The following is a 13,464-nucleotide window of genomic DNA, read 5'->3' on the forward strand; positions in this document are numbered from 1 at the left end:
ACGCCATGCCTACCGCCCGTATCTATCAGCGTCCCAAGAACGCGATGCAGTCCGGACGTTACCGGACCGATCGCTGGATTCTCGAATTCGAGCCCGCCGAGGCCAAGCGCGCCGATCCGCTCACCGGCTGGGCCGGATCGGGCGATACGCGCGAACAGGTCCGGCTGACCTTTCCCACGGCCGAGGCCGCGCAGGCCTATGCGGAAAAGGTCGGGCTCGCCTTTCACGTCGTGCCGGCGCCGACGCGCACGCTCAAACTTCAGAGCTACGCCGACAACTTCCGATGAGCCTTCCCATTGCTACGCCCAAGGGCGTGGTGCGGCGCTGGATCGCGGCCTTCAATGCCGCCGACCCCGATGCGCTCGCCGCGCTCTATCATGACGACGCCACCAACCATCAGGTCGCCCTGCACCCGGTCAAAGGCCGCGACGCGATCCACGCGATGTTCGTGAAGGAATTCGCAGGCACCCAGATGGAATGCGTACCGGTCAACCTCTTCGAGGACGGCGAATGGGCGATCCTGGAATGGAAGGATCCGCAGGACCGGCTCGGCTGCGGCTTCTTCCATGTGATCGACGGCCGCATCGCGCTCCAGCGCGGCTATTGGGACAGCGCGACGTTCGCCGCGCCCCAGCGCCGCGCGCCGGTGAAAAAGACGGCCGCGAAGCCCAAGCCGAAGGCCTGACCCCGCGGCATTGTCCGTTCATCGGTCCGCGAGCTCGATCCAGACGGGCGCATGGTCGCTGGTCTTCTCCCAGGCCCGCACGCGCTTCTCGACCCGCGCATCGACCAGCCGCGGCGCCAGGTCGGGACTGAGCAGGATGTGATCGATCCGCAGGCCGGCATCGCGTTCGAAGGCCCCGCGGAAATATTTCCAGAACGTATAGATGTGCTCGCCGGGATGGCGCGACCGCAGCGCGTCGGTCCAGCCCTGTTCCAGCAGGGCGGCATAGGCTTTCCTAACCTCCGGCGCGAACAGCGCGTCGTCCAGCCATCGTTCGGGTTTGTAGACGTCGAGCTCGGTCGGCATGACGTTGAAATCGCCGGCGATGACAACCGGCACGCCCGCGTCGCGCAGCGACTGGGCATGCCGTGTCAGCCGCTCGAACCAGCGAAGCTTGAAATCGAATTTGGGTCCGGGCCGCGGATTGCCGTTGGGCAGATAGAGGCAAGCGATGATGACGCCGTTGATCGCGGCTTCGAGATAACGGCTTTGATCGTCCGCGCGGTCGCCGGGCAATCCGCGGCGGGTTTCGTGGATTTCGCCCACCCGACTGAGGATTGCGACGCCGTTCCAGCTTTTCTGGCCATGCCAGATCGCGTTGTAACCCAAATCCTTCAGCGCCGATTCCGGGAAGCGGTCGTCCGGCGCCTTCAATTCCTGAAGGCAAACCACATCCGGCCGGTCTTCGGACAGCCAGCGCAGCAGGACGGGAAGCCGCCCATTCACGCCATTCACGTTATAAGTCGCGATCCGTATCACGCCTCCCGCGCCTTCGACTTTGGCACCACGCTGATCTTGCCACCGCGTTCGAAGGTCGCGAGCGCGACATCCTCCACCCGCACCGTCTGTTCCATCCGCAGCGCTTCGATCAGATCATCGTCGCTGAGATGGTTTGAGCGCAACGCCGCGCGATCGATCTTGCCGTCACGAACCAGTTCGACCGGACGCCCCTTTATGAACCGTGCCAGCAGGTTCGAATGTACCGTCGCCATGGCCAGCATGCGATGCAGCACGACGAGCAGCAGCGTCGCGGCCAGGGTCGGCAGGAACGGTGCCCGGCCTGTCATCGTTCGGCTGATATTCGATCCAACGACGATCGCGACGAAAATGTCGAGCGGCGTCAGGTTCGAAAAGGTCCGCCGGCCGGCGATACGGATGCAGAGGATGCCATAGGGCAGCAACAGCAACGCTCGGACGCAGAATTGCCATGTCGCGGCACTACCGTCATCGGGTCCGACCAGAGCGGTCAACCAAGACATCGCTGCCTCCTTCCCTCTGCCCCACTCGCTAGCTGGACGGCAGGACCACCATTCCGATGACCGCCGCGCCCATCACGGCGGTGCTCGCCCAGCCGAACAGCTTCAACGTTTTCGACGCCGTAAAGTCGCCCATGGTCGAGCGCCGGGACACGACCAGCATCGTTCCGATCAGGATCGGCACGGCAACGACGCCATTGATCACCGCGCTCCAGAACAGCGCCTTGATCGGGCTGATCGGCGACCAGTCGATGCCGACGCCCAGCGCCATGGCGACGCCGATCACGGCATAGAATAATTTGGCCTGGTGCGGCTGGAGCTCGAGCCCCGTTTCCGAGCCGGCGGTCTCGCCGATCGCATAAGCGGCCGATCCGGCGAGCACCGGCACCGCGAGCATGCCCGTGCCGATGATGCCGAGGCTGAACAGCGCGAAGGCGAAGTGGCCGGCAATCGGTTCCAGCGCCTTGGCCGCGTCGGCCGCGGTCTGGATGTCGGTCTTGCCCGAGGCGTGGAGCGTGGCGGCGGTGCCCAGCATGATGGCGATGGCGACGAGATTCGAAATCGCCATCCCGGCGAACGTGTCGTAGCGCATGCGGATCTCGGCGTCCGCAGCCTGCTCCGGGGACCTTTTGAGCGGCTCGCGCTCCTCGACGACGTCGATCTCCTCGACTTCCTGCGATGCCTGCCAGAAGAACAGATACGGGCTGATCGTGGTGCCGAAGATCGCGACGATCATGGTCACCGCCGCGGTCCCGGGGATCGTCGGGACGACCATGCCGTGCAGCGCCGCGGCCCAATCGACCTTCACGATGAAGATGAGCGCCACGTAAGCAAGCAGCACCATCGTCAGCCATTTCAGGAAGGACGCATATTTGCGGTAGGGAATGAACAGCTGGAGCAGCAGCGAGACAATCGCGAAGCCGATCGTGAAGAGATGGCCGCCCCCGCCTGCAACCAATTGGGCCGCGTCGCCCATCGCGGCGAGATCGGCGCCGATATTGATCGTATTGGCGACGAACAACAGCCCGACCAGGATCATGACGACCCATCGCGGCATGACCCGGCGCAGATTCCAGGCAAGGCCCCGTCCCGTTACCCGGCCGATGCGCGCGCTGATCAATTGCACCGCGCTCATCAACGGATAGGTGAGCACCATCGTCCACAACAACACCGGACCGAAGGCGGCGCCGGCCTGCGAATAGGTGGCGATGCCGCTCGGATCGTCGTCGGCCGCTCCCGTGACCAGACCGGGACCCAGTTTTTCGAAGAATTTCTTGAGAGCCATGCCGTTCCCCTGACTTATATTAGCGGTACAGCATTTGACGGGCGCATCCGGTTCCGCCGCGATGATCAATCTATGCCGGCAGGTCTTGCGATGGCGGCTGCACACATGGCGGGGACGAGGCCAGGCATGACTGATCTTGTACTTGGCCATGCCGTATAAATTCTTCGAATGTCGGGTCATGGCGCCGCCCCCGCCAACCTGCTAGCGCTTTCGCCATGCCGCTAACCGCCGCTGCGTCCGCAAGAGAAATCCTGGTCCGCCTGCACGATGTGATGGCGGCGCGATCGTCCGCGCAGGCGAAGCTGGACGCGGTCGCGCGGATCATCGGCGAGGCGCTGGATAGCGAGGTCTGCTCGATCTATCTGCTGCGCGAGGGGCTGCTCGAACTCTATGCGACGCGCGGGTTGGACCAGGCGGCGGTGCACGTCACCAAGCTCGCGCTGGGCGAAGGCCTGGTCGGCACGATCGCCAAGAATGTCGAGACGCTGAACCTGGACGAGGCGGCGTCGCATCCCGATTTCGCCTATCGCCCCGAAACCGGCGAGGACGAGTTCCACAGCTTCGCCGGCGTACCGATCATCCGCCGCGAACAAGCGGTCGGGGTGCTGGCGGTACAGCATGCCGAACCGCGCAAATATGACGATGTCGAGATCGAGGCGCTGCAGACCGTCGCGATGGTGCTCAGCGAGCTGATCGCCAATGCCGGGCTGATCGACCAGCGCGGCGACGCCGCGACGCGCCCGCAATCGACCGCGGCGACGCGGCTGGAGGGTCTCAAGCTGGTCGAGGGGATGGCGATCGGCCATGCCGTCTATCACCAGCCGCGCATCACCATCGAACATACCGTCGCCGAGGATATCGAGGCCGAGCGTCACCGCGTCTATGCCGCGTTCGACAAGATGCGCGAGCAGATCGACCGCATGGCGCAACAGGCCGAATTCGGGCTGGACGGCGAGCATGAAGAGGTCCTCGAGACCTACAAGATGTTCGCCTATGACGAGGGCTGGTCGCGGCGGATCAACGAGGCGATTGATTCCGGCCTGACCGCCGAGGCGGCGATCGAGCGCGTCCAGCAACGCACGCGGATGCGCATGCGCCAGATCGGCGACCCCCTGCTCCAGGATCGGATGCACGACCTGGAGGATCTGTCCAATCGCCTGCTCCGCATCGTGTCGGGGCAGATGGGCACCGCGGCGCAATTGGGCCTGAGGCAGGATACCATCCTGATCGCGCGCAATCTGGGCCCGGCCGAATTGCTCGAATATGACCGGCGCCGGCTGAAAGGCGTCGTGCTCGAAGAAGGCTCGCTGACCGCGCATGTGACGATCGTCGCGCGCGCGATGGGCGTCCCGGTGCTGGGACGCGTGCGCGGCGTCCGCCAGACGATCGCCGACGGCGACCTGCTGCTGCTCGACGTGACCGAGGCCGGGTCGGTGCTGGTGCGGCCGTCGGCAGCGATGGAAGAGGCGTTCGACGCCAAGCTCCTCGTCCGCCAGAAACGCCGCGCGGCGTTCGCGGCGCTGAAATCGGAAGCGCCAGTCACGCTCGACGGCGAGCGGTTGACGGTGATGGTCAATGCCGGGCTGCGCGACGATGTCGCCGCGCTCGACGTGACCGGCGCCGACGGGATCGGCCTGTTCCGCACCGAATTCCAGTTCCTGGTGTCGGCAACCTTGCCGCAGCGCGAACGGCAATTGCGCCTTTACAAGGACGTGCTCGACGCAGCGGGCGACAAGCCGGTGGTGTTCCGCACGGTCGATATCGGCGGCGACAAGGCCCTCCCCTATCTCAACCATCATGACGAAGATGAGGAGAATCCGGCGATGGGCTGGCGCGCGCTACGGCTCGCGCTCGAACGCGGCGGGCTGATGAAGGCCCAGGCGCGCGCGCTGATCGAGGCCGCTGGGGGCCGCACGCTCAACGTCATGTTTCCGATGGTCAGCGAGGCCTGGGAGCTCGACGAGGCCAAGGCCTTGTTCGAGGCGCAGCGCGAATGGCTGGGCAAGCGCGGCAAAAGGCTGCCGAGCGAGATTCGCTATGGCGCGATGCTCGAAGTGCCCGCGCTGGCCGAGCAGCTCGATCTGTTGCTGCCCAACATCCAGTTCCTGTCGGTCGGCACCAACGATTTGACCCAGTTCCTGTTCGCCGCCGACCGCGCCAATCCCAAGCTGGCCGAGCGTTATGACTGGCTGTCGCCGTCGATTCTGCGGTTCCTGAGGCGCGTGGTGGCGCCGTGCAACGAAGCGGGAGTCGCGCTGACGGTGTGCGGCGAGATGGGCGGGCGGCCATTGGAGGCGATGGCGTTGATCGCGCTGGGAATCGAGCGGCTGTCGATCACCCCGGCGGCGGTCGGGCCGATCAAGGCGATGGTGCGCAGCCTCGATCGCGGCAAGGCGATGCGCTTCATGGACGAATTGCTGGCCAAGCCGCCGCGCGGCCTGCGCGCCGCGCTGGCCGGCTGGGCGGCCGAAAACCATGTCGAATTGGCCTGAGCCGGGGGCGAAACGCGCCAACGCGCCGTTGACAGTCTTACCCGCTTTGGCCGACAGCCGGTATCGGCGGGTGGCCATCCCCAGGTCGCAAACCCCTACCCGCCGGAGAAGGTGATGGACGAGGACGAAGCGGCGGGCGCTCCCGATCAGGCGTCGCTATTCCCCAAGACCGTAGGTGACAAGCTGCGCGAGGCGCGCGAGGCGCAGGGGCTGACCCTGGCCGATATCGCCAACCGGACGCGCGTTCCGATGCGCCACCTGGAGGCGATCGAGAATAACCGCATGGAGGGCATGGCGTCGCCGGCTTATGCCATCGGCTTCACCAAGACCTATGCGCGTGCCGTCGGGCTCGACGATCGCGCGATCGCCGCCGAACTGCGCCAGAGTCCGCAAATGCCGCTGTCGCCGACGACGCGGTTCGAGGAATATGAGCCGACCGACCCGCGCCGCGTGCCGTCGAGCGGAATCGCCGGCATCGCCGCGATCATCGCCCTGGTGCTGCTGGTCGGCGTCGGCATCTGGTACGGAACGACCTGGCTGCGCGGCACTGGCGAGGAGCCCGCGCCGCTCGCCACGCCCGAGGCGTCGCCCAGCATCGCCGCTGCACCCGAAGCGACTCCCGCCCCGGTCGCCGGCGGCCAGGTCGTGCTGACCGCGACCGACGCGGTCTGGCTGCGGGTCTATGACGCGACCGGCAAGACGCTGATCCAGAAGACGATGCAGCCGGGCGAGCAATATTCGCTGCCGTCCGACGCGGCCAATCCGATGATCAATATCGGCCGGCCCGACAAATTGCAGGTGACGATCAACGGATCGGCGGTGCCGGCGCTGGGTGACGGCAAGCGCCCGATCAAGGACATGCCGATCAGCGCCGCGGCGCTGCAGGCGCGCGGGACTGCCGCCGCTCCGGCCGCTCCTGCGGCTGCGCCGACTCCGCCCGCCGCGGCTCCGACGCCGAACGCGACGCCGGCCAAGCGCCCCGGAGCGAACGAGGTGCCCGACTTCTTCCGCAAGCCGAGCGACAAGCCCACCACATCGGCCACGCCGCGCCCGGTGGCGACGCCCGATCCGGTATCCTTGCCCGCCGCGGCGCCGACATCGGCGCCTTAGGCCGGCGTAATGAGGAATACGCCTCCCCGGCGAAGGCCGGGGCCCAGTCGCGATGGATTGGCGGCGGCGGTACGCCCTCTCCAAGTCATCGATCCTGGGCCCCGGCCTTCGCCGGGGAAGCGTGAAACTCTCCGCGCACGGAGTAGCGCGTGCACATATTCCGCGTTAGGTTAACCATAGCGGGTCATTCTGGGGACAAGTATGCGTAGTTTGTTGACGACGGTCATGATGGCGGCGGCCGGCCTGGCGATCGCCGCACCGGCGCACGCGCAGGACCGGTCGGTCGATGCGCGGCTGGGCCAGCTGGAAAAGCGGATGAACACGGTCGAGCGCGTCGTGTCGCGCACATCCGGGCCGCTGATCCAGCCGGAGATCGGCCCCGACAATCAGCCGGTCACTGCCCCGGGCACCCCCGCCAGCGCGCCGCTCGCCGATCTCGAACAGCGCCTGACCTCGGTCGAATCCGAATTGTCGAGCTTCACTGGGCGGCTGGAGACGGACGAGCACAAGATGCAGCAGCTCGAGGCCGATTTCGCCGCCTATAAGCGCGCGACCGACGCGCGGCTAAAGGCGCTGGAGGATCGCGGCGCGGCCCCGGCCGGCGATGCCGATCCCGCCGCGGTCACCGACGGCCCGGCGCCGGGCCCGGTCAAGTCGAGCACCAAGCCCGCTGCCGGCCCCGCGCCCAAGCCCGCCACCGCCGCCAGCGACCCCGATCGCGCCAAGGCGGTCGCCGCCGTGCCCAAGCCCGCCGGCAAGGACGCGGTCGACAAGGCGATGTACGCCTATAATTACGCCTATCGCTTGTGGCAGGCGCAATTCTATCCCGAGGCCGAGGCGCAATTGCAGGGTTTTGGGACCAAATATGCCGGCCACCGCCTGGTCAGCCGCGCGCAGAATTTGCTCGGCACGATCTATATGGACGACAACAAGCCCAATCTGGCCGCGCAAATCTATTACGAGAATTATTCCAAGCTGCCCGATGGCGAGCGCGCCGCCGACAGTCTGCTCAACCTGGCCAAGGCGCTGACCGTGCTCAAGAAGCCGCGGACCGACATCTGCCGCGTCTATACCGAGCTGAACGACGTCTATGGCTCCAAGCTGACCGCCGCGCAAAAGGCCGATGCGGACAAGGGCCGTGCCGCCAACCGATGCGCCGCCTGACCTGACGCGCGCGATCGATCCGGCGACGCTCGCGCGGTTCTCCGCGGACCTGTCGGCGCTGTGCGACCCGGCGCACGACCGCGTACTGGTCGCGGTATCGGGCGGACCCGACAGCGTGGCTTTGCTGCTGCTGACCCACGCCTTGCTTGGCGAGCGCTGCATCGCGGCGACGGTCGACCACGGATTGCGCCCCGAAGCGGCGGACGAGGCGGCGTGGGTTGCCGATCTCTGCGCGGCGAGCGGCATCGATCATGCCGTGCTCAGCGGCGAGCTGCCCGAGCGGACGGGGCATACCGCCAATCTGTCGGCGCGCGCGCGGGCGCTGCGCTACGAATTGCTGCAAGCGCATGCCGATGCGGTCGGGGCGACGCAGATCGCCACCGCGCACCATGCCGATGATCAGGTCGAGACATTGATCATGCGGCTCAACCGCGGCGCCGGGGTCGGCGGGCTGGCGGGGGTACGCGCGCGGAGCGGGCGGGTGATCCGGCCGCTGCTCGGCTGGCGCCGCGCCGAGCTCGGCGCGATCGTCGCGGCGGCGGGGATCGTCGCGGTCGAGGATCCGAGCAATGTCAGCGACCGGTTCTACCGCGCGCGGCTGCGCAAGCAACTCGCCGCCATCGACTGGATCGACCCGTCGCGAGTCGCGGCGAGCGCCGCCGCCTTGGCCGATGCCGAGGACGCGATCGTCTGGATGGTGCGTCAGCTTGGGACGGATCGTATCGCGGCCGACGGTGATTCGCTGATGCTCGACCCCCGCGACCTGCCCTTCGAGCTGGTCCGCCGGCTGGTCGAGCAATGCATCCGCCAAATCGACCCCGCGGCCGAAATCCGCGGCTCCGCATTGGTACGGATGGTCAAGGCGCTGGAATCGGGCGAGACTGCGATGCTGGGCGGCGTGGCGGCGGTGGCATTGTCGCCCGCGGCGTGGCGTTTTCGCAAAGCCCCACCGCGTCGATTGCTCTGATCGACGTTGTTCCATTGCCATTAAGGCTTGGTGCCTTATCTTTAAGGGCACGAAAGGTATCTCGCGACGATGAACGACAACGACAAGCAGCCCGGCCAGGACGGCGGCGGCAACAACTGGGCCCGGAACCTGTTGCTCTGGGTGGGTATCGCGGTTGCCCTGGCGGTGCTGGTGGCCATGCTCGGCGATCGCGCGACGACCCCGGCGGGCCAGCAATTGTCCTATTCGGGCTTCGTCGCCAAGGTGAAGGACGGATCGGTCAAGAAGGTCGAGATCGCCGGCACCGCGATCAAGGGCACGATGAAGGACAATTCGACCTTCACCACCAATGCCGGCGTGCCCGATCCGCAATTGGTCCAGCGCCTGATCGACAACAATGTCGAGGTCGTCGCTAAGCCCGAGGAAACGCCCTCGATCTGGCAATATCTGCTCGTCCAGTCGCTGCCGTTCGTGCTGATGCTGGCGATCGCGTTCTTCGTCATTCGCCAGATGCAGAAATCGTCGGGCTCCGGCGCGATGGGCTTCGGCAAGAGCCGCGCCCGCATGCTGACCGAGAAGCAGGGCAAGGTGACGTTCGACGACGTCGCCGGCATCGATGAGGCGCGCGAGGAATTGCAGGAGATCGTCGAGTTCCTGAAGGACCCGACCAAGTTCGCCCGTTTGGGCGGCAAGATTCCCAAGGGCGCGTTGCTGGTCGGCTCGCCCGGTACCGGCAAGACGCTGCTGGCCCGCGCGATCGCGGGCGAGGCGGGCGTGCCGTTCTTCACCATCTCCGGCTCGGACTTTGTCGAGATGTTCGTCGGCGTCGGCGCCAGCCGCGTGCGCGACATGTTCGAACAGGCCAAGAAGTCGGCGCCGTGCATCGTCTTCATCGACGAAATCGACGCGGTCGGGCGCCATCGCGGCGCCGGGCTGGGCAATGGTAACGACGAACGCGAACAGACGCTCAACCAGTTGCTGGTGGAGATGGACGGGTTCGAGGCGAACGAAGGCATCATCATCATCGCCGCGACCAACCGGCCGGACGTGCTCGACCCCGCGCTGCTGCGCCCGGGCCGGTTCGACCGCCGCGTGACGGTGCCGCTGCCCGATATCGAGGGCCGCGTGCAGATCCTCCAGGTCCATATGAAGAAGGTGCCTTTGGCCCCCGACGTCGATGCGCGCACGCTCGCGCGCGGCACGCCGGGCATGTCGGGCGCCGACCTGGCCAATCTGGTCAACGAAGCCGCATTGATGGCGGCGCGGCTGGGCAAGCGACTGGTCGCGATGGCGCAGTTCGAGCTCGCCAAGGACCGGGTGATCATGGGCACCGAGTGGAAATCGCTCGTCATGACGCCCGAGGAAAAGAAGATGACCGCCTATCATGAGGCCGGTCACGCTCTGGTCCGCATCCATGAGCCGGCGTCGGATCCGATCCACAAGGCGACGATCATCCCGCGCGGCGGTGCCCTGGGCATGGTCGTGTCGATGCCCGAGCGCGACAATTACTCCTATCATCGCGACAAGATGTACGCCGACCTCGCCACCGTGATGGGCGGGCGCGCGGCCGAGGAGATCATCTTCGGCTATGACAAGGTCTCGTCGGGCGCGTCGGGCGACATCAAGCAGGCGACCAAGCTCGCCCGCGCGATGGTGATGCGCTGGGGCATGTCCGACAAGCTCGGCCCGCTGGAATATGAGGAAGAGCAGGGCGAGACGTTCCTGGGCTATTCGCAGACCCAGCGGCACAACATGTCGAACGAGACCGCGCTGATGATCGACAGCGAGATCAAGTCGCTGATCGACGGCGGCCACAAGCGCGCGACCGAGGTGCTGAGCGAGAATATCGACCAGCTCCACCGCGTGGCGGGCGCCTTGCTCGAATATGAGACGCTGACCGGCGAAGAGATCAAGGCGATCGCCGCGGGCGAGGACATCAACCGGCCCGACGCCGGCGCGACGAGCTCGACCCTGCCGAGCAGCGGGACCTCGATCCCGAAGACGCGGCGCCCGTCGGGGCCGTTCGGGAATCCGGCGCCGGCTGGCGCTTAAGGCTCAACGATTGTTGTGATGCGAGAGGCCCTTCCCGTGTGAGCGGGGAGGGTTTTTGATTTCAGCACTTTAACATGTGTTGACCTGACCTATCTCCGCGGTTGTCGATGGCCGCGTTGCGCCCCGAAATAGATCATCGAACTACCGCGCCCCTGATCCCGAAAGCCGTCGTTCATCAGAGTCCAGGAGAGATTGTCGATATTGCGCGGAGCGGTCTTGACCGAAACTCGGCAGTCCAATTTCGGTTTTTGTCGGAGCGTGAAATGGCTGGCCAGTCAGAGCCGGATTACGGCCACGACGTAGTTCAGGGTCATCGGGAGACCTCGAAGCCACCACATGCTTCCGGTCAAGCAGCGTGACCATTTCTGATGGAAGTTGCACATCGCTCGCCTAGCGAAAATCGTTTAGCAAACTAGTCTCATCTATCGAGACTGAGCATTTCGCACCAATTTGGCTTGAAGGGCTTGCGAATGCGGCCAGATTCTCACAGCAGAGGACTATGGCGCGCCTACGAAGACTTAATGGTCGAACAGTTCCGGTTGGGGTAATTCGTAAGCGTAGTCGGCGTCGGGTTCGCCAGCGCGAAAAGAAGCATATCCGACGTGACGGGGAACGCCGCTGGCACCTCTCACGCGCAAGAGACGAAGCGAATTTTGTCGTTGTTTTGGCACCCCAGAGCGTTGCGATACACGATGATGCTCACCGCGGCCCAACGTTAGCACTCTGTGGCCACATCAGACGGCGACTGATCCTCAAGAAGCAGGATCTGATCGTCGATTTTTCCCACACTGCGCATCTACATGCCACGGGGATGCTTGCTCTTATGGCGGAGTTGGATCGCGCGATACGAATGACGGGCGGGCGGCGCACAATCCGATGCCGACTGCCATCTCGAAAAACAGAAAGAGGGAAAATTGTTGGCCAGACCTTTGATCAAATTGGTCTTTTCGAACTCATCAAGCAGGCACCACCGGTCGAGCATGCCACGGAATCATTCGACGAGAGCGTGAGACACTGGCGTTATGCTACAGGCACCCGGATTGACGAACGGCCTGGTGACGTTCTCGACAAGCATGAGGGGCGTATCGCGCCTGCAGTGATGGAGGGCATGCAAAAGGGACTGGCGGAGGCCATCGTCAACAGTTTGCACCATGCCTACGCTGAGCCTCGAGAAGACGGCTGTGCGAAATTTGGCGAACGCCGTTGGTGGATGTTCACCCACGAAAAGGACGGGATGCTCTCAGTCATCGTCTGCGACCTCGGCATCGGGATTCCAAGGTCGCTGCCACTGAATTGGTCCAGCAAACTACTTAGATCAATCGCTGGCCTTTTTGAGGGCGATGCAGCCGATGTGGTTGCAATTAAATCTGCATTGGAGCTCGGAAAATCCCGAACTGGCGCCGGCCACCGCGGCAAGGGCTTACCTCAAATCTGGTCAGCGACGCAAAATTCGAAAAACGGAACCGTTGGAATCCACAGCAACAGAGGTTATGTTGGTACCACTAATGATCGCGAAGATATAAGTCGGAGTTTTCGTGAACGATTCATGGGAACGCTCGTTTGGTGGCGAGTGCCGACCGAGGCAGCGATAGCGGATGGACGTGAACGTGATCAACATAGCTAGAGATTTTTCACGCGCCCCGGCGGGCCGGTATGTTTCCGACGGCCCTAATTCGGGAGAGCGCTTCAGGACTGAGTTCCTTGTGCCGGCTCTGTCCGGCGAGCAGGCCGTGACTGTCGAGCTTGATGGCACTAGACCATATGGTTCCTCGTTTCTCGAGGAGGCATTTGGCGGCTTGGTGCGGCTCGGCTTCGTCGCAGGAGATCTGCTGCGGCGGATAAACCTTCATTCGTCTGATCCCTCGCTGGTTAGCGAGATAAAGGGATATCTGCACTGACCCCAAGCGCAGCGGACACGCCTGACTGGATTGCTCGGTTTTCGTTCATTGGAACGGCGGCTGTCACAATTCTCGGTTGGTACATTGTCGCTCGGCAGACCGAGAGGCGGGAGTTCCGAAAGGAAGTCCGGGAACGTATTAGCGATGTCGCCGAGGCCGGTTCAACAGTCGAAACGGCGACGCTCCATTATTGGATGGCCTGCACACCATCCCAAGCGCCGGCGGCCGAAATAAATCTAACGTCAGCGGTCGAACGCCTGTCACGCCGCGCCCTTGTACTGCGTGAAGCAGGGTTAGAATTTAACCAGGCCGAGTTGGTGGCGGAAATTCGGAAGTCAGCGACTGGTGGGGAGTTTGGGCGCAAAGGACGAAGGCGCAAAGCCGCGGACGTAAGCCATGTTTCAGACACCGCGGGTGCCGTTCAAGATTTGCTGCTGTCTATTGACCGTGCATTCTATGCGGCATTCAAGCCGGTTAAACCGCGGAGATCCCTTCGTCTTCTCACTCTGCTCCCGCTAATCCTCGCTTTGCAGCGCG

General features: G+C 64.6%; 12 protein-coding genes. 9 read left to right on the plus strand and 3 right to left on the minus strand.

Annotated features, from left to right (window positions below):
• Positions 1-5 precede the first annotated feature (5 nt).
• Both SPR01S_RS11695 and SPR01S_RS11700 read left to right on the plus strand, forming a co-directional pair.
• A complete protein-coding gene (locus SPR01S_RS11695) occupies positions 6-287 on the plus strand; it encodes an ETC complex I subunit (RefSeq protein ID WP_066589808.1) in 282 nt (93 codons plus the stop codon).
• Positions 284-685, plus strand: coding sequence for a nuclear transport factor 2 family protein (locus tag SPR01S_RS11700; protein ID WP_066589810.1), 402 nt, complete (start codon positions 284-286; stop codon positions 683-685). Before SPR01S_RS11695 ends, SPR01S_RS11700 begins: the two co-directional genes overlap by 4 nt.
• An 18-nt stretch (positions 686-703) precedes the next feature.
• On the opposite strand, the gene xth is transcribed toward SPR01S_RS11700, so the two are convergent.
• The 3 genes from xth to SPR01S_RS11715 are packed head-to-tail and all read right to left on the minus strand — an operon-like array spanning position 704 to position 3,265.
• On the minus strand, positions 704-1,480 hold the full coding sequence (gene xth, locus SPR01S_RS11705) for an exodeoxyribonuclease III (RefSeq protein WP_066589845.1): 777 nt from the start codon (positions 1,478-1,480) through the stop codon (positions 704-706).
• On the minus strand, positions 1,480-1,983 hold the full coding sequence (locus SPR01S_RS11710) for a DUF421 domain-containing protein (RefSeq protein ID WP_066589811.1): 504 nt from the start codon (positions 1,981-1,983) through the stop codon (positions 1,480-1,482). The genes xth and SPR01S_RS11710 overlap by 1 nt, the downstream gene beginning before the upstream one ends.
• Before the next feature lie 28 nt (positions 1,984-2,011).
• Complete coding sequence (locus SPR01S_RS11715; protein ID WP_066589813.1) at positions 2,012-3,265, minus strand: NRAMP family divalent metal transporter; 1,254 nt, start codon at positions 3,263-3,265, stop codon at positions 2,012-2,014.
• A gap of 215 nt (positions 3,266-3,480) precedes the next feature.
• Here SPR01S_RS11715 and ptsP point away from each other — a divergent pair, with 215 nt between their 5' ends.
• From ptsP to SPR01S_RS22200, 7 genes are all read left to right on the plus strand, one after another.
• Positions 3,481-5,757 (plus strand): phosphoenolpyruvate--protein phosphotransferase, encoded by a 2,277-nt coding sequence (gene ptsP / locus SPR01S_RS11720; RefSeq protein ID WP_066589814.1) that lies wholly within the window; start codon positions 3,481-3,483, stop codon positions 5,755-5,757.
• Positions 5,758-5,871: 114 nt separating this feature from the next.
• Positions 5,872-6,867, plus strand: coding sequence for a helix-turn-helix domain-containing protein (locus SPR01S_RS11725; protein ID WP_084251131.1), 996 nt, complete (start codon positions 5,872-5,874; stop codon positions 6,865-6,867).
• Between the two features lie 201 nt (positions 6,868-7,068).
• Positions 7,069-8,031: a tetratricopeptide repeat protein gene (locus tag SPR01S_RS11730; protein WP_157082182.1), complete on the plus strand. Its 963-nt coding sequence runs from the start codon at positions 7,069-7,071 to the stop codon at positions 8,029-8,031.
• The gene (gene tilS, locus SPR01S_RS11735) at positions 8,006-8,998 is read left to right on the plus strand and encodes a tRNA lysidine(34) synthetase TilS (protein ID WP_245661968.1); all 993 of its coding nucleotides are present in this window, start codon (positions 8,006-8,008) and stop codon (positions 8,996-8,998) included. Before SPR01S_RS11730 ends, tilS begins: the two co-directional genes overlap by 26 nt.
• A gap of 69 nt (positions 8,999-9,067) precedes the next feature.
• Positions 9,068-11,029: an ATP-dependent zinc metalloprotease FtsH gene (ftsH, locus tag SPR01S_RS11740; RefSeq protein WP_066589820.1), complete on the plus strand. Its 1,962-nt coding sequence runs from the start codon at positions 9,068-9,070 to the stop codon at positions 11,027-11,029.
• Positions 11,030-11,528: 499 nt separating this feature from the next.
• Complete coding sequence (locus SPR01S_RS21575) at positions 11,529-12,653, plus strand: hypothetical protein (protein WP_157082184.1); 1,125 nt, start codon at positions 11,529-11,531, stop codon at positions 12,651-12,653.
• Positions 12,625-12,927 carry an STAS-like domain-containing protein gene (locus SPR01S_RS22200; RefSeq protein ID WP_066589826.1) on the plus strand — a complete coding sequence of 101 codons (303 nt, stop codon included), beginning with the start codon at positions 12,625-12,627 and terminating at the stop codon, positions 12,925-12,927. The genes SPR01S_RS21575 and SPR01S_RS22200 overlap by 29 nt, the downstream gene beginning before the upstream one ends.
• Positions 12,928-13,464: the final 537 nt, after the last annotated feature.

It is taken from the genome of Sphingomonas pruni NBRC 15498 (assembly GCF_001598455.1).
In the GTDB taxonomy this organism is placed as follows: Bacteria; Pseudomonadota; Alphaproteobacteria; order Sphingomonadales; family Sphingomonadaceae; genus Sphingomonas; species Sphingomonas pruni.

Excerpts from the sequence above, each read along its gene's own strand:
- SPR01S_RS11695 (WP_066589808.1), top strand. The coding sequence starts at position 6 with ATGCCTACCGCCCGTATCTATCAGCGTCCCAAGAACGCGATGCAGTCC.
- SPR01S_RS11700 (WP_066589810.1), top strand. The coding sequence starts at position 284 with ATGAGCCTTCCCATTGCTACGCCCAAGGGCGTGGTGCGGCGCTGGATC.
- SPR01S_RS11710 (WP_066589811.1), bottom strand. The coding sequence starts at position 1,983 with ATGTCTTGGTTGACCGCTCTGGTCGGACCCGATGACGGTAGTGCCGCG.
- SPR01S_RS11715 (WP_066589813.1), bottom strand. The coding sequence starts at position 3,265 with ATGGCTCTCAAGAAATTCTTCGAAAAACTGGGTCCCGGTCTGGTCACG.
- ptsP (WP_066589814.1), top strand. The coding sequence starts at position 3,481 with ATGCCGCTAACCGCCGCTGCGTCCGCAAGAGAAATCCTGGTCCGCCTG.
- SPR01S_RS11725 (WP_084251131.1), top strand. The coding sequence starts at position 5,872 with ATGGACGAGGACGAAGCGGCGGGCGCTCCCGATCAGGCGTCGCTATTC.
- SPR01S_RS11730 (WP_157082182.1), top strand. The coding sequence starts at position 7,069 with ATGCGTAGTTTGTTGACGACGGTCATGATGGCGGCGGCCGGCCTGGCG.
- ftsH (WP_066589820.1), top strand. The coding sequence starts at position 9,068 with ATGAACGACAACGACAAGCAGCCCGGCCAGGACGGCGGCGGCAACAAC.
- SPR01S_RS21575 (WP_157082184.1), top strand. The coding sequence starts at position 11,529 with ATGGCGCGCCTACGAAGACTTAATGGTCGAACAGTTCCGGTTGGGGTA.
- SPR01S_RS22200 (WP_066589826.1), top strand. The coding sequence starts at position 12,625 with ATGGACGTGAACGTGATCAACATAGCTAGAGATTTTTCACGCGCCCCG.